This is a genomic window from Actinosynnema sp. ALI-1.44 (genome assembly GCF_001984155.1).
Lineage (GTDB): Bacteria > Actinomycetota > Actinomycetes > Mycobacteriales > Pseudonocardiaceae > Kibdelosporangium.
Genome location: NZ_MTQO01000054.1, coordinates 1,133,274 through 1,157,096, shown reverse-complemented (window position 1 = coordinate 1,157,096; position 23,823 = coordinate 1,133,274). Strand labels below are relative to the sequence as shown.

The 23,823-nt window shown below is 68.0% G+C and carries 25 protein-coding genes and 1 pseudogene; 20 read left to right on the top strand and 6 right to left on the bottom strand.

Annotation, left to right across the window (positions count from 1 at the left end; genetic code table 11):
• Positions 1-290 precede the first annotated feature (290 nt).
• The 8 genes from ALI144C_RS52115 (at position 291) to ALI144C_RS52080 (ending at position 8,022) form a co-directional block, all read left to right on the top strand.
• Positions 291-1,646, top strand: a complete 1,356-nt coding sequence (locus tag ALI144C_RS52115) for a family 2B encapsulin nanocompartment shell protein (RefSeq protein WP_076994928.1) — start codon at positions 291-293, stop codon at positions 1,644-1,646.
• 4 nt (positions 1,647-1,650) lie between these two features.
• Entirely contained in the window at positions 1,651-2,691 is a 1,041-nt protein-coding gene (locus ALI144C_RS52110) for a family 2 encapsulin nanocompartment cargo protein polyprenyl transferase (protein ID WP_076994666.1), read from the top strand.
• A 28-nt stretch (positions 2,692-2,719) separates the two neighbouring features.
• Positions 2,720-3,643: a 4-hydroxy-3-methylbut-2-enyl diphosphate reductase gene (gene ispH / locus ALI144C_RS52105; protein WP_076994665.1), complete on the top strand. Its 924-nt coding sequence runs from the start codon at positions 2,720-2,722 to the stop codon at positions 3,641-3,643.
• Entirely contained in the window at positions 3,640-5,358 is a 1,719-nt protein-coding gene (locus ALI144C_RS52100; RefSeq protein ID WP_076994664.1) for a 1-deoxy-D-xylulose-5-phosphate synthase, read from the top strand. Before ispH ends, ALI144C_RS52100 begins: the two co-directional genes overlap by 4 nt.
• Complete coding sequence (gene ispG / locus ALI144C_RS52095) at positions 5,355-6,452, top strand: flavodoxin-dependent (E)-4-hydroxy-3-methylbut-2-enyl-diphosphate synthase (protein WP_076994663.1); 1,098 nt, start codon at positions 5,355-5,357, stop codon at positions 6,450-6,452. The genes ALI144C_RS52100 and ispG overlap by 4 nt, the downstream gene beginning before the upstream one ends.
• Before the next feature lie 4 nt (positions 6,453-6,456).
• Positions 6,457-6,765, top strand: coding sequence for a hypothetical protein (locus ALI144C_RS52090; RefSeq protein WP_076994662.1), 309 nt, complete (start codon positions 6,457-6,459; stop codon positions 6,763-6,765).
• A gap of 40 nt (positions 6,766-6,805) precedes the next feature.
• Positions 6,806-7,183 (top strand): VOC family protein, encoded by a 378-nt coding sequence (locus ALI144C_RS52085; RefSeq protein WP_076994661.1) that lies wholly within the window; start codon positions 6,806-6,808, stop codon positions 7,181-7,183.
• A gap of 200 nt (positions 7,184-7,383) precedes the next feature.
• Entirely contained in the window at positions 7,384-8,022 is a 639-nt protein-coding gene (locus tag ALI144C_RS52080) for a DinB family protein (protein WP_076994660.1), read from the top strand.
• Between the two features lie 179 nt (positions 8,023-8,201).
• On the opposite strand, the pseudogene ALI144C_RS58245 reads toward ALI144C_RS52080, so the two are convergent.
• Positions 8,202-8,972: pseudogene (locus ALI144C_RS58245) on the bottom strand (glycosyltransferase family 87 protein); the annotation flags it as partial.
• A gap of 161 nt (positions 8,973-9,133) precedes the next feature.
• On the opposite strand from ALI144C_RS58245, the gene ALI144C_RS52070 reads away from it, so the two are divergent.
• Genes ALI144C_RS52070 through ALI144C_RS52055 form a run of 4 tightly spaced genes read left to right on the top strand, consistent with a single transcriptional unit; the run spans position 9,134 to position 11,963 of the window.
• On the top strand, positions 9,134-9,796 hold the full coding sequence (locus tag ALI144C_RS52070) for a response regulator transcription factor (protein WP_076994658.1): 663 nt from the start codon (positions 9,134-9,136) through the stop codon (positions 9,794-9,796).
• 44 nt (positions 9,797-9,840) lie between these two features.
• Positions 9,841-10,803, top strand: coding sequence for a sensor histidine kinase (locus tag ALI144C_RS52065; protein ID WP_076994657.1), 963 nt, complete (start codon positions 9,841-9,843; stop codon positions 10,801-10,803).
• Positions 10,804-10,857: 54 nt separating this feature from the next.
• Positions 10,858-11,256 carry a hypothetical protein gene (locus ALI144C_RS52060; RefSeq protein ID WP_076994927.1) on the top strand — a complete coding sequence of 133 codons (399 nt, stop codon included), beginning with the start codon at positions 10,858-10,860 and terminating at the stop codon, positions 11,254-11,256.
• Positions 11,256-11,963, top strand: a complete 708-nt coding sequence (locus ALI144C_RS52055) for a hypothetical protein (RefSeq protein ID WP_076994656.1) — start codon at positions 11,256-11,258, stop codon at positions 11,961-11,963. The genes ALI144C_RS52060 and ALI144C_RS52055 overlap by 1 nt, the downstream gene beginning before the upstream one ends.
• A 12-nt stretch (positions 11,964-11,975) precedes the next feature.
• Here the strand turns inward: ALI144C_RS52055 and ALI144C_RS52050 are convergent, their stop codons facing one another.
• Both ALI144C_RS52050 and ALI144C_RS52045 read right to left on the bottom strand, forming a co-directional pair.
• The gene (locus ALI144C_RS52050; protein WP_076994655.1) at positions 11,976-13,193 is read right to left on the bottom strand and encodes an FAD-dependent monooxygenase; all 1,218 of its coding nucleotides are present in this window, start codon (positions 13,191-13,193) and stop codon (positions 11,976-11,978) included.
• Between the two features lie 68 nt (positions 13,194-13,261).
• Positions 13,262-13,519 carry a hypothetical protein gene (locus tag ALI144C_RS52045; protein ID WP_076994654.1) on the bottom strand — a complete coding sequence of 86 codons (258 nt, stop codon included), beginning with the start codon at positions 13,517-13,519 and terminating at the stop codon, positions 13,262-13,264.
• Positions 13,520-13,790: 271 nt separating this feature from the next.
• Between ALI144C_RS52045 and ALI144C_RS52035 the strand changes: the two genes are divergently transcribed.
• Genes ALI144C_RS52035 through ALI144C_RS52000 form a run of 8 tightly spaced genes read left to right on the top strand, consistent with a single transcriptional unit; the run spans position 13,791 to position 19,466 of the window.
• On the top strand, positions 13,791-14,645 hold the full coding sequence (locus ALI144C_RS52035; protein ID WP_083754123.1) for a helix-turn-helix domain-containing protein: 855 nt from the start codon (positions 13,791-13,793) through the stop codon (positions 14,643-14,645).
• Between the two features lie 24 nt (positions 14,646-14,669).
• On the top strand, positions 14,670-14,900 hold the full coding sequence (locus ALI144C_RS52030) for a DUF397 domain-containing protein (protein WP_237774719.1): 231 nt from the start codon (positions 14,670-14,672) through the stop codon (positions 14,898-14,900).
• A 55-nt stretch (positions 14,901-14,955) separates the two neighbouring features.
• On the top strand, positions 14,956-15,525 hold the full coding sequence (locus tag ALI144C_RS52025) for a TetR/AcrR family transcriptional regulator (protein ID WP_076994653.1): 570 nt from the start codon (positions 14,956-14,958) through the stop codon (positions 15,523-15,525).
• Positions 15,526-15,531: 6 nt separating this feature from the next.
• Positions 15,532-16,062 (top strand): RNA polymerase sigma factor, encoded by a 531-nt coding sequence (locus ALI144C_RS52020; protein ID WP_076994652.1) that lies wholly within the window; start codon positions 15,532-15,534, stop codon positions 16,060-16,062.
• Complete coding sequence (locus ALI144C_RS52015) at positions 16,059-16,823, top strand: hypothetical protein (RefSeq protein WP_076994651.1); 765 nt, start codon at positions 16,059-16,061, stop codon at positions 16,821-16,823. The genes ALI144C_RS52020 and ALI144C_RS52015 overlap by 4 nt, the downstream gene beginning before the upstream one ends.
• A gap of 11 nt (positions 16,824-16,834) precedes the next feature.
• Positions 16,835-17,620 carry an ABC transporter ATP-binding protein gene (locus ALI144C_RS52010; protein WP_076994650.1) on the top strand — a complete coding sequence of 262 codons (786 nt, stop codon included), beginning with the start codon at positions 16,835-16,837 and terminating at the stop codon, positions 17,618-17,620.
• Positions 17,617-18,927 (top strand): hypothetical protein, encoded by a 1,311-nt coding sequence (locus tag ALI144C_RS52005; protein ID WP_076994649.1) that lies wholly within the window; start codon positions 17,617-17,619, stop codon positions 18,925-18,927. The genes ALI144C_RS52010 and ALI144C_RS52005 overlap by 4 nt, the downstream gene beginning before the upstream one ends.
• Positions 18,927-19,466: a hypothetical protein gene (locus ALI144C_RS52000; protein WP_076994648.1), complete on the top strand. Its 540-nt coding sequence runs from the start codon at positions 18,927-18,929 to the stop codon at positions 19,464-19,466. Before ALI144C_RS52005 ends, ALI144C_RS52000 begins: the two co-directional genes overlap by 1 nt.
• Here the strand turns inward: ALI144C_RS52000 and ALI144C_RS51995 are convergent.
• The 3 genes from ALI144C_RS51995 to pheS all read right to left on the bottom strand — a co-directional run bounded on the left by ALI144C_RS51995 (position 19,450) and on the right by pheS (position 23,789).
• Positions 19,450-20,136, bottom strand: coding sequence for a DNA alkylation repair protein (locus ALI144C_RS51995; protein WP_076994924.1), 687 nt, complete (start codon positions 20,134-20,136; stop codon positions 19,450-19,452). The genes ALI144C_RS52000 and ALI144C_RS51995 overlap by 17 nt on opposite strands.
• 93 nt (positions 20,137-20,229) lie before the next feature.
• Positions 20,230-22,722: a phenylalanine--tRNA ligase subunit beta gene (gene pheT / locus ALI144C_RS51990; protein WP_076994647.1), complete on the bottom strand. Its 2,493-nt coding sequence runs from the start codon at positions 22,720-22,722 to the stop codon at positions 20,230-20,232.
• Positions 22,719-23,789: a phenylalanine--tRNA ligase subunit alpha gene (pheS, locus tag ALI144C_RS51985; RefSeq protein WP_076994646.1), complete on the bottom strand. Its 1,071-nt coding sequence runs from the start codon at positions 23,787-23,789 to the stop codon at positions 22,719-22,721. Before pheS ends, pheT begins: the two co-directional genes overlap by 4 nt.
• Positions 23,790-23,823: the final 34 nt, after the last annotated feature.

Below are 23,823 nucleotides of genomic sequence, written 5' to 3'. Positions count from 1 at the left end.
CCCCCCTTCCCCTCGGCCACCAGACCTTGACCGTTGCCACATCTGTCCGCCCAGTCGGCCGTCGGCGCTCCCAACGGCTGGGAAGGCAAAGGTGTGGTGCCCTCACCGGTCAAGGTGGCCGAGCGGGCGCTGGCCGATGTGCGCCTCACCCATGGGGCCCTCGATTCCCTCGGCATCGGCCAGCGTCGAATCCCGGCTTCGTCCCCACCGCTCAACTGCTCAACCGATCAACTAGGAACAAGGCGGTCGAACACGTGACACAGGTCGAGAACCCCCAGTCGCAGCAGCAGATGAGCCTCGGCACCAAGGCCGCGAGAAATCTGGCGACGACGACCAAGTCCGTACCGCAGATGCAGGGGATCACGCCGCGTTGGCTGCTGCGCGTCCTGCCGTGGGTACAGGCCGAAGGCGGCGCCTACCGGGTCAACCGGCGACTGACCTACGCCGTCGGCGACGGACTGGTCAGTTTCACCCTCAGCGCCGGACGCGTTCACGTCGTCCCGCCGGAACTGCGCGAACTGTCGCTGCTGCGCCAGTTCGAGGACGACGACGCGCTCGCCGCGATCGCCGAACGGTTCGAACAGCAGGAGTTCGAGGCAGGCGACCTGATCATCCAGAAAGGACAGGCCGCCGACCGGCTCGTGTTGATCGCGCACGGCAAGGCCAGCAAGATCGGTCTCGGTGACTACGGCGTGGAGGCCGTGCTCGACACCCTCGGGGAGGGCGAGTACTTCGGCGAACAGGCGCTGACCGGGCACCGCAACGAGTGGAGCTTCACGGTCAAGGCCAAGACCCGCTGCATCGCGATGTCGTTGTCCCGCCAGGAGTTCGACCGGATCACCCAGCAGTCCGAGCCGCTGCAGGCACACCTGGCCGAGGTCGTCCGGTTGCGTGGCAAAGCGAGCAACCGCAAGGGTGAGGCCGAGATCGAACTGGCCTCCGGGCACGAGGGCGAACACCTGCTGCCGGGTACGTTCGTCGACTACGAGCTCAAGCCGCGCGAGTACGAGCTGAGCGTGGCCCAGACGATGCTGCGAATCCACACCAGGGTCGCGGATCTGTACAACAAGCCGATGAACCAGACCGAGGAGCAGTTGCGCCTCACGGTTCACGCGCTGCGCGAGCGGCAAGAGTACGAGATGATCAACAACCGGCAGATCGGGCTGCTGTACAACGCCGACCTCAAGCAGCGCGTCCCCACCCACTCCGGCCCGCCGACCCCGGACGACATGGACGAGCTGATCTCGCGGCGGCGCAAGACGCAGTTCATCCTCGCGCACCCGAAGGCGATAGCGACGTTCGGCCGCGAGTGCAACAACCGCGGGATCTACCCCAACACCAAGGAACTCGACGGCAGGGTCGTGCAGACCTGGCGCAACATCCCGCTGCTGCCGTGCGACAAGATCCCGGTCAGCGAGACCGGCCGGACCTCGATCATCGCGATGCGCACCGGCGAGAAGAACCAGGGCGTGATCGGTCTGCACCAGACCGGCCTGCCGGACGAGTACGAGCCGGGCCTGAGCGTGCGGTTCATGGGCATCGACGAACGCGCGATCATGTCCTACCTGGTCAGTGCCTACTACTCGGTCGCGGTGATGGTGCCGGACGCCCTTGGCATCCTCGAGAGTGTCGAGCTCGGGCGTTGACGCCATGACCACTCGTGAAGTCACAACCGACAGCCGTACCCCTCGTGAAGTGCTCGCCTGGAGCAGAGACCTGGTCGAGCCCGCCACCCGCGCCGCGGTGGAAACCCTGCCGGAGCCGATGCGCGACATCGCCGGCTACCACTACGGCTGGTGGGACGAGCACGGCAGGCCATCGACAGCGTCCGGCGGCAAGGCCTTACGGCCCACGTTGACCCTGCTCGCGGCCCAGGCGGTCGGCGGTCTCGCGACCGCCGCCGTCCCCGCCGCGGTCGCGATCGAACTCGTGCACAACTTCTCCCTGCTGCACGACGACGTGATCGACGGTGACGTCACTCGCAGGCACCGGCCGACGGCGTGGAGCGTGTTCGGCCGCAGCGCGGCGATCCTGGCGGGCGATTCGCTGGTGACGCTCGCGTTCGACGTGCTCGCCGCGAGCGGGCACCCCGACGCCATCGAGGGCATGCGCGTGCTCGGCTCCGCCATCCAACACCTCGTCGAGGGCCAGAGCCTCGACGTGGAGTTCGAGGACCGCAGGGACATCACGCTGGACGAGTGCGTGATGATGGCCCGCCGCAAGACCGGCGCGTTGATCAGCGCGTCCTGCACGGTCGGGGCGCTGTTCGGCGGCGGGCGCAGTACCCAGGTCGATCACCTCAGATGCTTCGGCGACGAGCTCGGCCTGGCGTTCCAACTGGTCGACGACCTGCTCGGGATCTGGGGAGACCCCGTGTCGACCGGCAAACCGGTGTACTCCGACCTGCACAACCGCAAGAAGTCCCTGCCGGTTGTGGCCGCGTTGACCTCGCACACCATCGCCGGGCAGGAACTGGGCGAGCTGTACCACTCGGACCGGCCGCTGTCGGGCACGGACCTGGAACGCGCCGCCGAACTGATCGACCTCGCCGGTGGCCGGGAGTGGTGCCGGGGCCAGCTCGACGACCGGCTGGCGACGGCGATCCACCGGTTGCGGGCGGCCGATCCACCGGCAGGTCCCGCCGCCGAACTGTCCGGGCTGGCTGGCCTGGTCACCCATCGCGACCACTGACCGGTTTTCGTTGAAGGGCAGCTTCGCCATGCAGGTCAAGGTGTTGCTCGCGTCGCCACGGTCGTTCTGCGCCGGGGTCGAACGCGCGATCGAGATAGTCGAAGAGGTGCTGCGGCACCGAAAACCCCCCGTCTACGTGCGCAAGCAGATCGTGCACAACAAGCACGTGGTCGCTGACCTGCAATCGCGGGGCGCGGTGTTCGTCGACGAGCTCGACGCCGTGCCGGACGGCTCGACCGTGGTGTTCTCGGCACACGGGGTCTCCCCCGCGGTGCGTGCCGACGCACAACGGCGGGAGCTCGACGTGATCGACGCGACGTGTCCGTTGGTCACCAAGGTGCACGCGGAGGCACGCCGGTTCGCCGCCCGCGGCGACACCGTCGTCCTGGTCGGGCACGCCGGGCACGAGGAGGTGGACGGCACGCTCGGCGAGGCACCGGGCCAGACCGTGCTCGTCGAAAGCCCGCGGGACGCCGCCGCTTTGCAGGTCCCCGATCCGTCACGGGTCTCGTACCTGATGCAGACCACGCTGGCGGTCGACGAGGCCGCGGAGGTGGTGTCGGCGCTACGGTCCCGTTTCCCGGATCTGAAGGGCCCCGCGTCGGACGACATCTGTTACGCCACAACGAACCGGCAGAACGCGTTGAACGCGATCGCCGACGAGTCCGACCTGGTCCTGGTGGTCGGCTCGACGAACTCGTCGAACTCCGTGCGGCTGGTCGAACTGGCCCGCCGAGCCGGCACACCCGCCTACCTGATCGACGACGTCGGCGAGATCAAGGCGAAGTGGCTCACCGGTGTCCGGGTCGTCGGGGTCACCGCGGGCGCCTCCGCGCCACCGGGCCTGGTCGACGAGGTGGTCGCCGCGTTGAACCCGATCAGCGTGGAGGACAGGGAAGTCGCCAAGGAGACGATCCAGTTCACCCTGCCGCCCGCGGCGAGGCGATCATGATCACCGATCCCGCCGATCTGGTGTCCCGGTCCCCGTCCGACCTGGCCGTGCTGGCCGGCGAGATCCGGGACTTCCTCGTCGACAAGGTGTCGCGCTTCGGCGGGCACCTCGGGCCGAACCTCGGCGCGGTCGAGCTGACCATCGCACTGCACCGGGTGTTCCACTCACCCGACGACGTGCTGCTGTTCGACACCGGGCACCAGGCCTACGTGCACAAGATCCTCACCGGGCGCGCGGCGGACTTCGACTCGCTGCGGCAGGCCGACGGGCTGTCCGGCTACCCGTCACGCTCGGAGTCCGACCACGACGTGATCGAGAACTCGCACGCGTCCACCGCACTGTCCTATGCGGACGGTCTGGCCAAGGCGTTCTCGCTGCGCGAGAGCGATCGGCGTGTTGTCGCCGTGCTCGGCGACGGCGCGCTGACCGGCGGGATGTGCTGGGAGGCGTTGAACAACATCGGTGCCGCACCGGACCGTCCGGTGGTCATCGTGTTGAACGACAACGGCCGCTCGTACGCGCCAACGATCGGCGGTATCGCCAGCCATCTCGCCGTGCTTCGCTACGAGGGCAGCGGCAACCTGTTCGAGGACATGGGCCTGGCCTACATCGGCCCGGTGAACGGGCACGACATCCCCGACCTGGAGCAGGCGCTGCGCAGGGCGGTCCGGCTGAACCGGCCGGTCGTGGTGCACTGCCTGACACGCAAGGGAAAGGGCTACCCGGCGGCCGAGCAGGACGAGGCCGACCGGCTGCACGCGGTCGGCCCGGCCGGTGCCGTCCGCAAACCCACGTGGACCTCGGTGTTCGCCGACGAGATCACCGCGCTCGGAGCTCGGCGCGACGACCTGGTCTGCATCACGGCCGCGATGGCCGAGCCCGCCGGGCTGGCGGGCTTCGCGGCCCGCTTCCCCGACCGGATCTTCGACGTCGGCATCGCCGAACAGCACGCGGTGACGTCCGCCGCGGGCCTGGCGATCGGCGGGATGCACCCGGTGGTGGCGGTGTACTCGACGTTCCTGAGCCGCGCGGTGGACCAGGTGCTGCTGGACGTGGCACTGCACCGGCTGCCGGTCACGTTCGTGCTGGACCGGGCCGGGGTGACCGGGCCGGACGGGCCGAGCCACCACGGCATGTGGGACTCGTCGATCCTGCCGGTCGTGCCCGGTCTGCGGCTGGCCAGCCCGCGGGACCCGGCCCGGTTGCGGGAGTTGTTGCGGGAAGCGGTCGACGTGCACGACGGACCGACTGTCGTCCGCTACCCCAAAGCCACCGCTGGTCCGGACATCCCGGCCGTGCGGCGAACCGGTCACTGCGACGTGCTGCGGGAAGCCCCGTCGGCGCAGGTCCTGCTGGTCGCGGTCGGGTCGTTGGCCGCCGCCTGCCTCGAAGCCGCGGACGAACTGGCGGCCCACGGCGTGCCGGTGACCGTGGTCGATCCGCGCTGGATCGCTCCGGTGGACCCCAGCCTGCTGAAACTGGCGGGCAAACACCGGCTGGTCGTGGCCGTCGAGGACACCACGACCCCCGGTGCGCTCGGCGGGCGGATCGCGCAGGCGTTGGCTGCCAACGGTTCCGACACGTGTGCGGCGACGTTCGCGTTGCCGCCGAGATTCCTCCCGCACGCGTCCCGCGCCGAGATCCTGCGGGCACACGGCCTCGACGCGGCCGGTATCGCGACCACTGTGCTCAAACGCCTGGAGGCACTGTCTTGACCCTGGTACAGCTTGGCCCGCCGACGCTGCGCAGGCAGTCCCGTCAAGTGCTCGTCGGCGACGTCCCGGTCGGCGGGAACGCGCCGGTGAGCGTCCAGTCCATGACGACGACCGTGACGTCCGACGTGGACGCCACACTGCGGCAGATCGCCGAGCTGACGGCGGCCGGGTGCCAGATCGTCCGGGTGGCCGTGCCCTCGCAGGACGACGCGGACGCGCTCGCCCGGATCGCCAAAAGCGCCACCATCCCGGTGATCGCCGACATCCACTTCCAGCCCAAGTACGTCTTCGCCGCGATCGACGCGGGCTGCGCCGCGGTGCGGGTCAACCCGGGCAACATCAGGCAGTTCGACGACAAGGTGCGGGAGATCGCGTCGGCGGCCTCGGACGCGGGCGTGCCGATCCGGATCGGCGTCAACGCCGGATCGCTGGACAAGCGGTTGCTGGAGAAGTACGGCAAGGCCACGCCGGACGCGCTGGTCGAGTCGGCGCTGTGGGAGTGCTCGCTGTTCGAGGAGCACGGGTTCCGGGACATCAAGATCTCGGTCAAGCACCACGACCCGCTGGTGATGATCGACGCGTACCGCAAACTCGCGGCGCGCTGCGACTACCCGCTGCACCTCGGTGTGACCGAGGCCGGGCCGCGGTTCCAGGGCACCATCAAGTCCTCGGTCGCCTTCGGTGTCCTGCTCGCGGCGGGCATCGGCGACACGATCCGGGTGTCGCTGTCCGCGCCGCCCGTCGAGGAAGTCAAGGTGGGCACGCAGATCCTGGAGTCGCTCGGATTGCGGCCGAGGCGGCTGGAGATCGTGTCGTGCCCGTCGTGCGGACGTGCGCAGGTGGACGTCTACAAGCTGGCCGAGGAGGTCACGGCGGCGTTCGACGGTTTCCCCGTGCCCTTGCGCGTCGCCGTGATGGGATGCGTGGTCAACGGGCCCGGCGAGGCGCGGGAGGCGGATCTCGGCGTGTCGTCCGGCAACGGCAAGGGCCAGATCTTCGTCCGTGGCGAGGTGATCCGGACCGTGCCGGAGAGCAAGATCGTGGAAACCCTCATCGAGGAGGCGATGAACCGGGACTGGGGTACTACGCTGTAGCGCCGTGCGAGAAGTCCAGCAGAAGGTTGCCAAGGCCGCTGACAAACTCGGCCTCCATGCGAACGCGCCCACCCTGACACTGACGTTGCTGTCGGAGATGGGCCGATTGTCCGACGAAGTGCTTGCCGCGACAGCGAACGGGCGCCGCCCGTTCCGCCCGACCGAGGGCTGGGAGCAGCGGCTGGCCGACCTGGCGTTCACCGTGATCAACCTGGCCGACCAGACCGGTGTCGACCTCTCGGCCGCACTGGACGGCACGATCGCGCGGCACGAGGCGAACGCGAAACCGGTGGACGACCTGCCCGGCTGGTAATCGGTTTGCCCGGTGTGCCCGGCTTGACTTGGATGGGGTGATGGCTTCTTCCATTCACAACGTCGCGCTGGACGCACTGGACGCGTACGGGCTGGCCCAGTTCTGGAGCAAGGTGTACGGCAAGCCGCTCGCCGACGACGACGCACCGGGCGACCCCGAAGTGTCCATCAGCCTCGGCGACGGCATGAACATGTACTTCCAGCAGGTCCCGGAGTCGAAGTCGATCAAGAATCGGATGCACGTCTGCCTCTGGCCGGAAACCACCCGCGACGAGGAAGTCACCCGCTTGCTCGAACTGGGCGCCACGGTCGCCGACGACTGCCGCGAACCGGACGGCACGGGCTGGGTGGTGCTGCACGACCCGGAGGGCAACGAGTTCTGCGTGCTGCGCGGCACGGCCGAGCGCGGCGAGGGATGACGGTCTCGCCCTGCCCCACGTAGGGCGAGACCGGGGGTGCCCGGTCCCACTCTTGTTCCCCCGGACTTGCTCCGTAAGAGTTACTGGACATTTCGGTCCGACCAGCCCGCGCCCCGTGGCCCTTCCGGGTGCATCGGCTCGGGCGTTCAGGCGCGTGGAACTCACTGGCGGTCATCGGGCCGTTGTGCGACCGTGCCCGGATGGGGACCCCGCCACGGCTCGTACCGCTGCTCGCCCAGTTCGACTTCACCTGCGGCCGTCTGCTCCGGCGGCTGACCGGCCCGGCGGTCGACAGCGGCGACGGCACCGCCGTCCCGGTCGAACCGCTGACCGACGCCGAGTACCTGTGGGAGCCGGTGCCGGGATCCTGGTCGATCAGGCGCCGCTCCGCCGGGCCCGGCCCGGGAGCGGCAGTCCTGGCGGGCCGGGGCGAGTGGGGGCGTGACGGCGGCCGACCACATCCCGTGCCACCGCCGATCACGACAATCGCGTGGCGCCTGGGGCATCTGAGCGAGATGCTCGCGACGCGTGCCGACCACGTGAACGGCACGCACACCAAGAGCGAGGACGACTACGAGCACGCCGGGGACGCCGCTTCCGGCGTCGCCGCGTTCTCGCGTGGCACCACGCTGTGGAGGTCCGCTGTGGACAGTGCGGATGACGCCGCGCTCGACACGATCGGGCACAGCACCTACCCGGACGGCAGTGATCCCGAGGTGCCGTTCATCGAGGTCGTGTGGTGGATGAACCAGGAGTTGCTGCACCACGGCGCCGAGATCGCCCTGTTGCGTGACCTGTATGCCAACAGCACGAGGGCTGCCAGGGCGAACAGGCAGTAGGCGTCGACAACAATCTGGTGGGCAAGCGTCGGCCGGGTTTCCTCGAACCACCAATGCGGCCTGCTCGTGAAGATGACCACGCCGACGAGCGCGAGCGCCCTGTGGCCGTGCGTGGCGAACACCAGCAACAGCGGGACGCACCAAACCCAATGGTGTGACCAGGAAAGCGGTGACACCAGCAGCATCGTGAGCGCGGTGATGGCGAATGCCATGGCAACGCTCACGTTCCGCATCGCCCAGATGGCCAGCGCCACCACCACGACCGCGAGCACCAGCCACACTTCCCTGCCGAATCCGAGCCGGGCGAGTGCGCCGAGGATCGACTGGTTCGCCACGAAGCCGACCGTGACTTTCTCGTCGGTGTGGAAGACCTCATGTGTCCAGAAAGCCACCGACGAACGGCCCATAACAGCGAACCCGATCGCCGTCGCGCCCAGGAACGACACCATCGTCGCCAGCATTGCGTGACGGTCTCGGCGGACGAGGAAGAACAGCAGGAAGACCAGCGGGGTGAGTTTGATCGCCGCGGTTATGCCGACCAGCAGCCCCCTCGGCCAGCGGGGTTTCCCGATCAGGCAGTCGGCGGCGACCAGGGCCAGCAGGATGATGTTGATCTGCCCGTAGCCCAGCGTGTACCGGACGGGTTCGATGAAGAAGATGACGGCAATGACCAGCAGCAGCCATCGTTGGGACAACCCGACGGCTGTCGACGTGATGCTCGCGGTGATTGTCAGCAGAACAATGCTTGTCACGGTAAGGGCGACTGTGGCTACGGGAAATGGGATGACCGTCAGCGGCACCAAAAGCACGGCCGCGAAGGGCGGATAGATGAATGGCAGGTTCTCACCCTCGGCCGTGTTCGGCAGTCGGCCGTAGAGATCTCCCCCGTCGAGCCAGGTTTGCACTCCGATGCGGTACACGTCCAGGTCGATCCGGTACGTGTGCGCCATGAACAGGCACCACACCCCGGCCGTGACGACGCCGACCACCCACGCGAAACGCATGACGGAAGGTGTACGAACAACGCCATAGCGCGGCGGTAAGCGCCACCTTTATCTGGAATTTATCCGACCCCCAGTACACAATGCCCCGTACTGGGGAAGGAGAGCTCATGCGGGTCCTCGTGGCCGAGGACGAGGAGATGCTCGCCGACAGCATCGCCGAAGGCCTGCGCCACATGCAGATGGCGGTGGACGTCTGCTACGACGGCGACGCGGCCATGGAACGCGTCGCCGTGCACCGCTACGACGTCGTCGTCCTGGACCGGGACCTGCCCAAAGTGCACGGCGACGAGGTCTGCCGCCGGATCGTCGCGGGCGACGGCGAGACACGTGTCCTCATGCTCACCGCCGCGGCATCCATCCGTGACCGGGTCGACGGCCTGGGTCTCGGGGCCGACGACTACCTCACGAAACCGTTTTCCTTCGCCGAACTGGTCGCACGCGTGCACGCGCTGTCACGGCGGGCGCATCGCGCGTTGCCGCCCGTGCTCGACAGGGCAGGCCTGCGGCTGGATCCGGCGAAACGGTACGCGGAACGGGACGGGCGGCCACTGGCGCTGTCGCCCAAGGAGTTCGCTGTGCTGGACGTGTTCATGCGAGCCGCCGAAGGCACAGTTGTCAGCACGGAAGAGCTCTTGGAGAAGGCATGGGACGAGAACACGGACCCGTTCACGAACGTGGTCCGGGTGACGGTGATGAACCTGCGGCGCAAGCTCGGCGAGCCACCCGTGATCCACACCGTCCCCGGCGCGGGATATCGCTTCGGTTCCTGACCGGGCCGCTGTCCTTGCGCGGCCGGATCGCAGGGGCTTGCCTGTTGACGTTCGCTCTCGGCGGCGCGCTCGCGCTCCTGGCGGCCGACGTGTACGACGACAACTACCGGTTCTGGAGGTACGGCATCGCGCCGCTGTGGATCGTCGTCGGCGTGGTCGCCTTCGCCGGACTGATCGTCTGGACGTGCCGGATCGTCGCGACTCGTACCCTGCAGCCGCTCAACGCGGTGACGACGGCCGTACGGCAGTTGGGTCCGCACAATCTGGGTCAACGGATCTGTCTGGACGGTGCTCGTGACGAACTGCGCGACCTGGCCGACGCCGTGGACGAGATGCTCGACCGTCTCGTGGTTGGCTACGAAGGCCAGCGACGGTTCGCTGGCAACGCCTCCCATGAGCTGCGCACCCCTTTGGCGGTGCAACGGACACTCGTCGAAGTCGCGATGGTGACCGGTCAGGACGAGGAAATCAGCCGCCTCGGCGCACAGCTGTTGGTGGTCAACGAACGCAACGAGCGCCTCATCGAAGGCCTGCTCGTGCTCGCGGAGAGCGACCGCGGCCTACCGGGAACAGTGCCCGTCCAGTTCGACCAGCTCGTCAAGGAAGCACTGGAGTCGCACGAAGAAATGGCCGCACAGCACGAAGTGACACTGCGCCGCGGTGTGTTCAACCGAACTGTGCGAGGCGACCCGGTATTGCTCGACCGTATGGTGCGCAACCTCCTGCACAACGCGATCAAGTACAACAAACCGGGCGGCTGGGTCGACGTGACTGTCGGCGACCACCCCGCTCTGTCGGTACGGAACTCAGGCCAGGTCGTCCCGTCCGAGGCCGTCTCGTCGCTGTTCGAACCATTCCGCCGCCTGGCCGCCGAACGCACGAACCACCGCGACGGCGCGGGCCTCGGCCTGTCGATCGTCCGGTCGATCGTGGCGGCACACCACGGCGGCGTCTCCGCGAAACCCGGCGAAGAAGGCGGGTTACGCATCGACGTGACGCTGCCATGACCCGTAGCGGTATTTCGTTCGATCACCGACCACGCTCATGACACCCTTGTGCCCGTGAACGCCGCTCCTGCCTTCGAACTCCTGCGCATCGCCAAGAAGTGCGTCGATCTGGTCGACGCACAGTTCCAGCGACAACTGGACTGGAGCGTGGACAGCCTCGACACCCTTGACGAGGTGTGCGCGGAACTGTCTGCTGTGGAGCCACTCGAAGGCGAACGCTTCGACCTGTGGTGGCAGCTCGTCGGTGCCTACACCGGCCAGGTGATCGTCGAAACCTACGGCGGCCAATGGATCACGCACGAACAGGCCCCCGGCGCCTTCGCCGTGGCGGTCAACGGCATCACCGGTTTTCCTTTCTCCGTCGCGAACAGGGTGCTGTCCCGCGAACCGTTCAAGAGCTTGGCCAGCCTCGCCCGAAGCCTGCCCGCCATCTCCGGTCGTCAGGCCGAGTGATGGCACTCGACCCCGAGTCCGTCGACTGGCACTCCATACCGGGCGTACCCCAGTTCTACCGGCCTGAGGTGATCGCGCCCGGCTTACGCCGACTCGCGGGCGCGACCGGCATGGTGGCAGCGGCCGGTGCGGCATCCAGCCTCGACGGCGGTGGGCTTGTCCACGGACACAGCGCAGGCACCATGCCCGCAGCCGCGACAGCCGCCCCGATCCTGCTGGCCATTGTGGAACACGGTCATCCCACGGCGAAGGAAGGTGCCTGTCGGCTGCTCGAGGAGTCGATGCAGTTCGATCCTTACGGAGGGTACACCCGTGTCAGCGTCTCGTTCGGAGCCGCTGTCCCGATCTGCTGCGCCGTCGCCCACCATGTCCACGCACACCGAGACGTCCTGCTTTCCCTGGGGCAGGGTGGTCGGAGCCTCATCGCCGAGGCGGACACGCACTGGCTGTTCGAAGTCGGTGAACTGATCGACGACGGTGTCGACACGATCGCCTTCGGAACGATGCGGGGGCGATTCCCGCGAGGCCCGAACGATGCCGAATGCCACTCAACTGGTGGCCACAGCCAGCTCGGTGCGGTGTGCTTGGAGTACCCGGTCGTTCCTGGCACCTCGGAGGCATGCTTGCGGTTGTCCGATGTGGAACCTCGCTCTCTGCCCGCGCGGGCTGTCCTGCTCTCGGGCGAGTGTGGTCGGCGAGTGCACTGAGGCGGTGAGGCGTCAGCGTTGCCGGATGGGTTGGGGAACGTCGTAGCTCTTCACCTCGAACGAGTCGTGGAGCCGGAGTCCTGACGGGTTGAGGGCGGCCAGGGCGCGGCCGAGTGACGGCGGCAGGGCTGACATCACCCGGGCGCCGTTGACCAGGCCCCACACACCCAACTTGGTGTGAGGGATCAGGTTTCTGGCTGCCATCAAGGCGAATTCGCGGCTGCGGCGGACGAAGCCGATCATCTCCCGCTCGTAGGCGGCGAATCCGCGTTCGTGGTCGTCCCCTGCCGCGGTGAGCTCTCCGGCTAAGACGTAGGCGCCGAGGACGGTCAAGCTCGTACTGCCGCCGATGGCCGGTCCTGGGCAATAGCCCGCGTCTCCGACGAGCGTTACCCGGCCGCGCGACCATGATTCCAGGCGGAGTTGGGTGATCGAGTCGAAGTAGAACGCCGGTGCGGTCTCGGCGTGGTCGAGCAGGCGGTTCACCTCCGGGTGGAGGCGGTGGAACGCCTGGCGCAGCAGGTCCTTCTGTCGTGCCACGTCACGGTAGTGGTAGTCGAGCGGCTTGCTGCGGAACAGGAACAGCGCGCGTGCGTCCGCCATGTGGTGCGCGCTGTAGATCCCCGCCATTCTGTCCACGTCCAGGTGGATGGTGAACTCGCCTTGGCGGGCCAGGTCTTTCGGGACGCTGAGCACGGCGAGGTACGCGCCGACGAACTCGGTGCAGTCGGCTTCCGCACCGAAGGTCAGCCGTCGCACGTTCGAGTGCAGCCCGTCGGCACCGACGACGATGTCGAACCGCCGGGACGCGTTGCTCTCGAACGCGACCGTGCCGTCCTCGTCGATCCGGGTGACCGAGTCGCCGAAGACGTACTCCACGTCGTCGGTCGTGGCGTCGTAGTAGATCTCGCTGAGGTCGTCTCGCATGATCTCGACGTGCCGGTCCGAGGTGGCGCCGTAGATCTTGCCGAGGTTGATCCTGGCAGGCCCGGCCACCCCGGGCCGGTGGACCGTCATCCGGTCGGTGCCCGTGGCCGCGCGCTCGATGCGCGGCAGAACGCCCATCTGCTCGCTGATGTCCATCGCCGGGCGGAACAGGTCCACGGCGTGTCCGCCTGTCTTGCGCAGCACGGACGCGCGCTCGACGACCGTGACCTCGTGGCCGTACCTCGCCAACCAGTAGGCGAGAACCGGCCCGGCGATGCTCGCCCCCGAGATGAGTACCTTCATGTCCCCTCCTGACTTACCGGTAGGTCAGACAGTACCATGAAATCTGACCTACCGGTAAGTCAGCGGATTCAGGCAGCCCAGACCAGATAGGGCGTGTCTTCAGGGGCGTGACGGATGTACATCAACGCGTTGTCGGGATCGGCCAGCAACCACTGGTTGTTTCCCTCGACCGAGGTCATGTACGCGCCATCCGCGAGGGTCATGCCCCACGCGACCACCCGGGCCTCTTCCGAACAACCGGACTCGATCACGACCGCGAACACCTTAGGCGCCTGACTCTTCACCATGTCGATCACGCGCTGACTGCATTCCTGTTCATCGGACACGGAACTTCCTTTACATGTAGAGGTTTCGACCGGTCCGTACGGCGTCGGCAGCGCTGGGGAAGTGGCCTCGGCCGCACGGACCGGCGGTGGTGCGCACGCGGGCCGACGACCTATCGAGAACTGCGGCTCCGCCGAGGATGTGCACACCTCGCTGGGTACCTACAACCTAATCTAGGATTTCCTATTTCAGAACTAATCGAACGGGTGATTCGCGATGTGACAGACCGTGACCGATACTGTGATCCGCAGCCGACAGCACGGAAGGTTCCCGATGACGACGAAGACCGTTCCGCTCCTGATGCTCAACAACGAGTTGAACAGGTTGAAGCAGGAGTCCGGCGTGAAGGACCAGGAGGTCGCCGACTACCTGGGTTGCCGCGGAACGAAGATCAACCGGATCCTGAACATGACGTCCCGGCCGAGCGTCGGCGACGTGCGCATGATGGGCGAGGCATACGGCGCCAGCCCCGAACTGATCAGCGTCATGATGGACCTGGCCCGCAACCTGGGCAAGAAGGGCGACTGGACCGGCTACAAGGCGGTGTACCGGGAGGCCGCGAGGATGCTGATCGACCTGGAGGCCCACTGCGACCGGATCCGTGAGATGCGTGCGGAGATCATCCCCGGCCTGCTGCAGACCCAGAACTACGTCCGGGCACTCACACGGCTCCCGTCGCCGTTCAGCGACAGCTTCGACGAGGATGAGATCGTGAAGGCCCGCAGGGACAGGCAAGCGCTCCTCGAACGCGAGGTGAACCTGTCGTTCGTGCTGTCCGAGTCAGCACTCAGGCGTGTTTACGGCGATCACGCGGTGATGCGCGAACAGATGAACCGCCTGGTCGATGTCGCGAACATGCCCAATGTGCTGGTGCAGGTGCTGCCGCTCGCGAGTGCGAACCAGACCAGCTACGGCTGGCTGAGCTTCGCGATGATCCACGTACCTGGTCCGGGCATCGCAGCGCCGCTGAACCTCGTACACCTTGAGCAATACGACGACGAGCGCTATATCGATGATCCCACGCTGGTGGAAGGCTACGAGCGACTGTGGGGCTTCCTTCAGGCCGCCGCGCTGGGCCCGGTGGAGTCGGTCGACTTCATCGGGGAAGTGGCGGAGGAATACTCATGAAACGTGTTCGGAAAGGACGGTTCGTTGCGCGAGCGAGACTACCTGCCCGACATCGCCTTCGAGGGGGCGATGTGGCAGAAGGCAACTGCCAGCCAGCCAAACGGTGACTGCGTCGAGTTCGCCAAGGTTGGTGGTGTGATCGGTCTGCGGGACTCCAAGCTGGGTGATGGCGGCCCGGTTCTCCAGTTCACCGAGGCCGAGATCGCGGCCATGCTGTCGGGCGCCAAGAACGGTGAGTTCGACCATCTGGTCTGAGACACCGGCCTACCGGCGGGCACTGACCTGCCGGTAGGTCACTTACCCTTGGAGCGTGGCCGACACCAAACAGCGCATCCTGGACGCGGCGCGGGAGCTCTTCGCCGAGCAGGGCGTGCAGAAGACCAGCCTGCGGGAGATCGCCGAGCGGCTCGGGATCAGCAAACCGGCCCTCTACTACCACTTCGCCTCGCGGGAAGACCTGCTGCGCAGCATCATGAAGCCCCTGCTGGACGACGCCGAGGGCGTCATCGAGCAGTGGGAGAAGGTGTCCGACATCGACAAGCGGGCGCTGCTGGAACGGTACTTCGACTTCCACTACCGGCACCGCCGCGACATCCGGCTCCTGCTGCGGGAGCTGACCACGCTGAGCGACCTCGGGCTGGTCGAGCTCGTGCTCGCGTGGCGCAGGCGGGTCGCCGCCTTGCTGATCGGCCCCGACCCGACCCTCGCGGAGGCGACGAAGGCCACAATCGCGCTGGGCGGGCTCCAGGACTGCACGATCGAATTCGCCGACGTTCCCCAGGACGAGCTGCGAAAAGTGTCCGTCGACGCCGCGTGGGGCGCGCTGGGGCTCGAAGTGATCCCGCCGGACGAGAACCGTTCCGGGCATCCCGTCGTCTAGCTGGGCATGACGGACGACGAAGCGGCGTTGGTGCGCCGGATCGCCAAAGGCGACCGGGCGGCCTTCGAGGAGCTGTACCGCCGTACGTCACCGTGGCTGGCTGTGCGGTTGCGCCGCCGTTGTTCGGACGACCAGGTCGTCGCCGAGGTCATGCAGGAGACATACCTCGCAGTCTGGCGTGCGGCAGGCGGGTTCGCGGGCGCCGCGGTGGACGGCAGCGCGGTCGGGTGGCTGTGGACGATAGCGGCCCACCGGCTCGTTGACGTCTTCCGCAAGCAGGCGAGGCAGGCCGAGATCCGGCCCGACGCCCCGCTGGACGCGCCCGCCGCGGAGGACGAGGCGCTGTCGGGAACAGTCGGGGCCGAGCTGGGCGCCGCGCTGGACGAACTGGCGCCCGAGCTGCGGGACGTGCTGCAGGCGATGGTGCTCGACGGACTGACGGTGCGGGAGACGTCAGTCCTGCTCGGAGTGCCCGAAGGGACAGTGAAAACACGAGCGCGCCGGGCGCGGATCTTGCTACGGGAGGCGCTGTCATGAGCCACGTGTCGGGGGACCTGGTCCGCAGGTATGCCAACGGGGACAAAGGCATACCCGCGGACCAGGTTTGGGCGTTGGAAGCGCACATGGAGACATGCGCCTCTTGCCGCCAGCTGCTGGCGTCCCACGCCGACGGCATCGCTCCCCTGCTGGACACAGTGTGGGCCGGGCTCACACCGGCCGAGGTGCCCGCGAAACGCAGGCGGCTGTCCACCTGGATCACTCCGGCCGGTTTTCCGTGGATCGGGATGACCATCCTGATCGCGGCCATCGCGATGCTGCTCGACGCGTTGACGGTGCTCGACACCTCGTTCGTGCTCCTGGTCGCGCCGGTCGCGCCGATGCTCGGTGTCGCGCTGGCGTGGAACAAGAACGCGGACCCGATGTACGAACTGGTCGCCGGGTCGCCACGCGCGGGCCTCGAACTGGTCCTGCGGCGCACAGTCGGTGTGCTGGTCGTCATGATTCCCGCGCTCTTCCTGGCCGGGCTGCCAGGACGGGTCTCACCGGCGCTGTGGTTGTTGCCGTCATTGGCGTTCACGGTCGGCGCGCTCGTTCTCGGTTTGCTCATCGGCGTCACGCGTGCCTCGGTCGTACTCGCCGGGGTGTGGCTGCTGGTGGTCGCGGGCCCCAGTCTCGCCGAGCAGAACGTGCCGGCCGTGCTGCACCCAGCCAGCCTGCCCTATTGGGCGTTGATCATTGTCGGATGCGTCGCCGTGCTGGGCCTGCGGGCCGACAGCTTCTCGCGACTGCTGCGTTAAGGGGAAACATTGTGGGACGCGTGGTGAGTGCGGCGGAGACCGCGCCGACGACGTACGCCTCGGAGATCAGGGCCGTGGGCCTGCGGGTACGGGCCGGTCGGCGGATGGCCGTGAACGAGCTGGACCTGTCACTCGGCATCGGCGTGCACGGCATCCTCGGCCCGAACGGTGCCGGTAAGACGACGTTGATCCGTTGTCTGGCAACAGTTCTACGCCCCTCAGGTGGTTCGGTCGAGCTGCTCGGCCGCAAGCCGGGCGGGACCGACCTGCGGCCGATACGGCGGGAAATCGGTTATCTTCCCCAGCAGTTCGGGTTCTACTCGCGGTTCACCGTGCGCGAGTTCGTCGAGTACATGGCGTGGCTGAAGGAGATGCCGAAGGCCGAGATCCCGGAAGCGGTGCAACGGGCGATCGACCGGGCGGACCTGACCTCCCGGGCTGACGACAAGCTCAAGACGTTGTCCGGTGGGATGGTGCGGCGCGCGGGGATCGCGCAGGCACTGGTCAACAACCCGCGGATCCTGTTGCTGGACGAGCCGACCGTGGGTCTGGACCCGGCGCAACGCATGCAGTTCCGTGAACTGCTGCGGTCGTTGAGCTCGGACACCTGCGTCGTGGTGTCCACGCACCTGGTCGAGGACGTCGCCAACGCGTGCACGGACGTCGTGTTGATGCGCGAGGGCCGCCTGGTGTTCCAGGGGACACCGGAGACGCTGGCCGCGGCGGGCAGCGAGTCCGAGGCGGGCGACAGCCCGCTGGAACGCGGCTACTCGGCGCTGCTGGGGCGTGCGTCGTGAAGGCGTTGAAGATCGAACTGCGGCGCTCGGTCGCGTTGTGGACCGGTGGCCTGGTCGTCCTGATCGCTCTCGGCATGCTTCTCGGGATGTCCGGGCCGTGGAACAGAGGCCCGGACGGGTGGACGAGCGAATGGACGTCGCTGGCCGTCTGGCAGCGCTTCATGCTGAACATGGTGTGGCCGTTGGCGTTGGGTGCGGGAGCGTGGCAGGGCAGGCGGGACCGCCGAGCAGGCGTCGACGAGCTGATGTCGACGATGCCCAAGACCGCGTTCCAGCGTGCGGTGCCGCCGGTGGCCGCGCTGTGCCTGAGTGCGGTCGCCGGGTATCTGGTGATCTTCCTCGTCGGTGCGGTGCAGGTGCTCGGGAACACGAGCTACTTCGACGCCGACTGGCTGCCGGTGACGGTCGTGGGCATGTTGTCGCTGGTCGCGGCCGTGTTGATCGGGATGGGTATCGGGCGGGTGCTGCCGTACCTGCTGACCGCCCCGATCCTGGCGGTACTCGCCTTCGCCGCCACAACGCTGGCGCTCGTCGCCACTCCCAGCTCGGGCAGTGACATCGAGGGCACGGTGTCGAACGAGTTCGCCCTGATGACCCCGGTGCTCAAAGGTCAGTACAACCCGTTCCTCAAGGTGGCCGCCGACGTGAGCGCGGTCCAGGTCCTGTGGTTCCTCGGACTGGCCGTGACCGGTTTCGGACTGCTCACGTTCATCGGTCGCAAGGCCCAGTTGCTCGCACTCGTCCCGGCCGTCGCCGCCGGTCTGTTCACGTTCTTCCTGCTGCCGTCGCATGACGGGGTGTACGAGCGGGACGAGGCGGCGTCCGCGCTGGTGTGTGCGGACGGCGGACCGCGCGTGTGCGTGTCCCGGTTGCACGAGGACGACCTCGGCGAGTACGTCGGCCAAGCACGGGAAGCGTTGACGAAGTTGGCGAAACTACCGGGTGGGCCGACTTCGGCGGAAGAGGCGCGGGTGGGCTACTTCGACGTCGACACCGTCCCGTCCTCGGGTGGCACCGCGTACTTCTTCACCGACTTCTGGAACGGAAAGGACATCGAACAGACTCTTCTGGCCGGGCCCGCCCGGTTCCGCTGCGAGAACGGCATGACGGGTTATGACAAATCCGCGGCCAGGCGAGTCGTTGTGGCGTCGTGGCTCAACGGCGAATCGAAGCCCGTCTCCCGGAAAGAGCTGACCCCACAGGCGACGGACATCGCGGGGAAGCTCTGGAACGAAGTCCGCGCACTGCCCGCCGACCAGCAGCCCGCGCGAGTTGCCGCACTGCGCGCCGAGGCGCGTGACTGCTGATGCGTCTTCTGGTGTTGTACGCGCGTTCTCGCGGATTGTTCGCGGCTTTCGCGGTCATGCTCGCGTCAACGGTCGGTATCTGGGCGCTCGACAACCGGGACTGGAGGATCTTGCTCCTGGCGCTGGCTATGGGAGTCTGCGCGATGTCTGCCGGGCTGGGCAGCCCGGACCTCAAGCTCGACCGGACCGGCGCGTTGCCGTGGCCGCTGTGGCGGGGCACGCATCTGGTCGTCGCGGCGGCGGTGGTGTGCGGGCTGACCACCGCGCTCCAGATGTGGGATGCCGGGATGATCCTCCGAGGCGCCGTCGGACTGGCCGGACTGACAGGTTTGACCGCCACGGTTCTGGGTAGCCAACTCTCGTGGACACTGCCCGTGCTCTGGACGGCCGTCTGCGTTGTCGCGGGACCGACCGACAACACGATCCTGACCTGGCTGGTGCAAAGCCCCGAGTCGACCGGGGCTTTGCTCACCGCGACGGCGCTCGGAGTGCTGGGCTTGGCCGCGTACGCCATCCGGGGTCCTAGAGGTATTTCCTAGCTTCTCTTCGGGACAACGGTGACAGGTCTGGGTGTGCGTCGACGAAGGCGCGCACCCAGGCCGCGTCCATCTTGGAGTGCTGACGCAGCGCCCAGCCGATTCCCTTGCGCAGGAAGAAGTCCTTGTCGGCGATGTTCGCCTCGATGGTCCTGGTGAGCAGGTCGGTGTCGACGTCCGTCCTCGCACCGACCTGGCAGATGATCGACGTGCGGCGGCGCCACAGGTCGGCGTCGGCCGACCACTCCAGCATCATCGGCGTCATGACCTCAGGCTCGGCCTGCAGGATCGGCCCGACACGGCGGATGGCCACCTCGTCGACGTAGTCCCACCACGCGCCGGTCACGATCATCTCGTCGTACAGCGGCATCAGGTCCGAGTTCTGCCAGGCCCGGTAGCGGCGATCGCCGGTCAGGTCGACCGCGACGTAGCGCTCTTCCCTGAACTCGGCGCCGCGCCACAGCTCCAGCGTGGTCGCCACCAACTCGTCCACATCGGACATCACGTGCTCGGCGAAGAGCTCCTTGGTCAACGCGGCCCGCTCCGGCTTGGCCACACCGCGGTACGGCATCTCGGACTTCATGTACCGCTGCATCTCCGGCGCTTTGCGCGGATCCGCGGCGCGCTCGAGCCCGGCGCGGACCGCGTCGCCCAATCTGCTCACGCGGGGCACCCTACGCCCGACCTCCGACAGTTCCGCCCCATACAGGTCCACCTCGTGAGTGGTTAGTCCGGTTAGAACCGGACTAACCACTCACGAGGTTGATCAGCGCAGAGTGGCGCCGAACCGTTCCGCCACCACGGCCACCGCGGACTCCTTGACCGCCGTGGCCTCGTCCACCGTCAGTGTCCTGTCGGGCGCGCGGAACCGCAGCGAGTACGCCAGCGAGCGCTTGCCCTCGCCGACCTGCTCACCGCTGTACACGTCGAACAGCTGCAAGTCCTCCAGCAGATCGCCGCCACCCGCGTGGAGCGCTTCGGTGACCTCCGCCACCGGCACCGACGCGTCCAGCACCAGCGCCACGTCGAGCAGCACAGGCGGGTACGGCGACACCTTGGGGGCGGGCCGGTGCTGCTGGATCGGCAGCAGGTCCAGGTCCAGCTCCATCGCGCACGTGCGCTTCGGCAGACCGAGCGCCTCGACGACCTTCGGGTGCAGTTCACCCGCGTGGCCGACCGGGAAGTCGCCGACGCGCAGTTCGGCGCAGCGACCGGGGTGCCACGGCAACAGCGATCCCGCTTGGACAGTCAGCTGCACGCCCGCGGCCGCCGCGACGTCGTGCGCGGCCTGGACCGCGTCCGCCCAGGTTGCCGGCTCACCCTTGCCCCACCAGCCGGGGCGCTGGCGGTTGCCGGTCAGCACGACCGCCACGTGCACCGGCTGCGCGGGCAGCGCGGCCTTGAGCGTGGCGATCTCGGCGTCGGTCGGCCGCTGGTCGATCCCGACCTCGGGCACCGGCACCTGCTGGGCCCTCGGCAGCACGACCTGGGCGACGTTGAACAGCGAGACATCCCTGATGCCACGAGAAACGTTGCGCGCCAACGCTTCCAGCAAACCGGGCAGCAGTGTCGTGGCCAGCTCGTCGCGGTCGGCCTCGAGCGGGTTGAGCACCTTGACCGTCTGCCGCCGCACGTCGTCCGCAGCCAACCCGAACGCGTCCCAGGTCGTCGGCGACACGAAGTTCATCGGGTTGACCTCGACGTAGCCGACATCCGCCAGCGTGCGCGCCACGGCACGACGGCGGCGCTGCGCCGGGGTCAGGCCACGACCGGCGGGCGCCGCGGGCAGCACGGACGGGATCGTGTGGTACCCCTCCAGCCGCAGCACCTCCTCGACCAGGTCGGCCTGGCGGGTCAGGTCCGGCCGCCAGGTCGGCGGGGTCGCGATCACCGCGGCACGGCCGGCGTCGGTCGAGGTCACCTCGACGTTGCAGCCGATCTGGCTCAACCTGCGCGCGGTCACGCCACGCGGGTAGTTCACGCCCGCGACGCGGTCGGGCAGGTCGATCTCCATCATCACCGGGCCGGGCAGCTCCGGCCGCCCGACGTCCGTGCGGCCCGGCTGGATGCGGGCTTCGCCGTGCTCACGCAGCAGCTTCGCGGCCAGCTCGGCGGCGGCCGGGGCCAGCGCCGGGTCCACCGAGCGCTCGAACCGCTTCGACGCCTCGCTGGGCAGCTTGTGCCTGCGGACCGCGCGCCCGATCGACGCGGGATCCCAGACGGCCGCCTCGAGCAGGATGTCGGTCGAGTCCGGGCGGACCTCGGTCGACGCGCCACCCATCACCCCGGCGAGCGAGATCGGGCCGGTGTCGTCGGCGATCACGATGTCGTCCGGGTCGAGCGCGCGCTCCACGTCGTCCAAAGTGGTCAGCTTCTCGCCCGGCAGCGCGCGCCGCACGGTCAGGTTTCCCTTGACCGACGACGTGTCGAACGCGTGCATCGGCTGCCCGGTCTCGAGCATCACGTAGTTGGTCACGTCCACCGCGAGCGAGATGCTGCGGATCCCGGCCAGCATCAGCCGCCTGCGGATGAACCACGGCGTCGGCGAGGTCGGGTCGAGCCCGGTCACCCGGCGCGCCACGAACCGGGAGCAGCCACGCTGGTCCTCGATGTGCACGCCGTGCGCCTCGCCCTCGGCGCCCGGCACGTTGACCGCGGCCGGGTCGACCAGGGTCGTCTCGAACGCGATCGCGAGTTCACGCGCCATGCCGCGCACGGACATCGCGTAACCGCGGTCGGGCGTGATCTCCAGGTCGATCACGGTGTCGTCGAGACCGAGCAGCGGCGCGGCGTCGTCACCGGGACTGGCCTCGCCGCTGGGCAGCACCAGGATCCCGGAGTGGTCGTCGCCGAGGCCGAGCTCGCTGGCCGAGCAGATCATGCCGTTGGACGTCTTGCCGTACGTCTTGCGCGCCGAGATGGCGAACCCGCCGGGCAGCACGGCACCGGGCAGCGCGGCCACGATCAGGTCGCCTTCGGCGAAGTTCGATGCGCCGCAGATGATGCCGCGGGTCTGGACGTCGTCATCGTCCTCGCCGTCACCGACGTCGACCTGGCAGTAGCGGATCGGCTTCTTGAAGTCCTTGAGTTCCTCGATCTCCACGACCCGACCGACCACGAGCGGGCCGGTCACCGCGTCGAGCGAGCGCATCTCCTCGACCTCGAAGCCGAGGTTGATCAGCGCCACGGAGATCTCCTCCGAGGTCGCCGTCTCCGGGACGTCGACGTACGCCCTGAGCCAGCTGAGCGGGAGCCTCACTCCGCCTCCGTTCCGAACGCCGTCGTGAAGCGAACGTCCCCTTCGACCATGTCGCGCATGTCCGGGATGCCGTTGCGGAACTGCAGCGTCCGGTCGATGCCCATGCCGAACGCGAACCCCGAGTAGACGTCGGCGTCCACGCCGCAGGCGCGCAGCACGTTCGGGTCCACCATGCCGCAGCCGCCCCACTCCACCCAGCCGGCGCCGCCCTTCTTCTCCGGGAACCAGACGTCCACCTCGGCGGACGGCTCGGTGAACGGGAAGAAGTGCGGCCGGAAGCGGGTCTTGGACTCCGGGCCGAACATGGCGCGGGCGAAGTGGTCCAGCGTGCCCTTCAGGTGGGCCATCGTGATGCCCTTGTCCACCGCGAGGCCCTCGACCTGGTTGAACACCGGCAGGTGGGTGGCGTCCATCTCGTCGGTGCGGAACGTGCGGCCGGGGCACACCACGTACACCGGCAGTTCCCGGTCCAGCAACGAGCGGATCTGCACCGGCGAGGTGTGCGTGCGCAGCACCAGCCCCGAGTCCGCGGGCGCGACGTAGAACGTGTCCGACGTCGTACGGGCCGGGTGGTCCGGCAGGAAGTTCAACGCGTCGAAGTTGAACCACTCGGCCTCGACCTCGGGGCCTTCGGCGACTTCGTAGCCCATGCCGACGAAGACGTCCGCGATCAACTCGGACAGCGTGGAGACCGGGTGACGCGCGCCACGCGGGACACGGCCCCACGGCAACGTCACGTCGACGGTCTCGTCGCGCAGGACGCGTTCGTCGCGCTCGATCTCCAGTTGCGCGCGGCGCTCGTCGAACACGGCCTTGATCGCGGCCTGGGTCTCGTTCACGCGCTTGCCCGCCTCGGAGCGGGCCTTGGGCGGCAGAGCGCCGATCTCGCGGCGGGCGACCATCAACGGCGACTTGTCACCGAGGTGGGCCGGTTTCACCACGGCGAGGGCGTCGAGGCTGTCAGCGGCGGAAAACTCGGCCTTAGCCTTGTCGACCGCCTGCTGTAGCGTCTCCGGCGCGAGCGCCGCGACCTCTTTAGGGTCGTAGGGGTCGTTGGCTCCGGACATCGGTGCTGGACATCTCCTCGGGTCCACGAGTGCG

Excerpts from the sequence above, each read along its gene's own strand:
- ALI144C_RS52070 (WP_076994658.1), top strand. The coding sequence starts at position 9,134 with ATGCGGGTCCTCGTGGCCGAGGACGAGGAGATGCTCGCCGACAGCATC.
- ALI144C_RS52085 (WP_076994661.1), top strand. The coding sequence starts at position 6,806 with ATGGCTTCTTCCATTCACAACGTCGCGCTGGACGCACTGGACGCGTAC.
- ALI144C_RS52110 (WP_076994666.1), top strand. The coding sequence starts at position 1,651 with ATGACCACTCGTGAAGTCACAACCGACAGCCGTACCCCTCGTGAAGTG.
- ALI144C_RS52000 (WP_076994648.1), top strand. The coding sequence starts at position 18,927 with ATGCGTCTTCTGGTGTTGTACGCGCGTTCTCGCGGATTGTTCGCGGCT.
- ispH (WP_076994665.1), top strand. The coding sequence starts at position 2,720 with ATGCAGGTCAAGGTGTTGCTCGCGTCGCCACGGTCGTTCTGCGCCGGG.
- pheS (WP_076994646.1), bottom strand. The coding sequence starts at position 23,789 with ATGTCCGGAGCCAACGACCCCTACGACCCTAAAGAGGTCGCGGCGCTC.
- ALI144C_RS52055 (WP_076994656.1), top strand. The coding sequence starts at position 11,256 with ATGGCACTCGACCCCGAGTCCGTCGACTGGCACTCCATACCGGGCGTA.
- ALI144C_RS52050 (WP_076994655.1), bottom strand. The coding sequence starts at position 13,193 with ATGAAGGTACTCATCTCGGGGGCGAGCATCGCCGGGCCGGTTCTCGCC.
- ALI144C_RS52100 (WP_076994664.1), top strand. The coding sequence starts at position 3,640 with ATGATCACCGATCCCGCCGATCTGGTGTCCCGGTCCCCGTCCGACCTG.
- ALI144C_RS52020 (WP_076994652.1), top strand. The coding sequence starts at position 15,532 with ATGACGGACGACGAAGCGGCGTTGGTGCGCCGGATCGCCAAAGGCGAC.
- ALI144C_RS52080 (WP_076994660.1), top strand. The coding sequence starts at position 7,384 with ATGGGGACCCCGCCACGGCTCGTACCGCTGCTCGCCCAGTTCGACTTC.
- ALI144C_RS52035 (WP_083754123.1), top strand. The coding sequence starts at position 13,791 with ATGACGACGAAGACCGTTCCGCTCCTGATGCTCAACAACGAGTTGAAC.
- ALI144C_RS52015 (WP_076994651.1), top strand. The coding sequence starts at position 16,059 with ATGAGCCACGTGTCGGGGGACCTGGTCCGCAGGTATGCCAACGGGGAC.
- ALI144C_RS52115 (WP_076994928.1), top strand. The coding sequence starts at position 291 with ATGAGCCTCGGCACCAAGGCCGCGAGAAATCTGGCGACGACGACCAAG.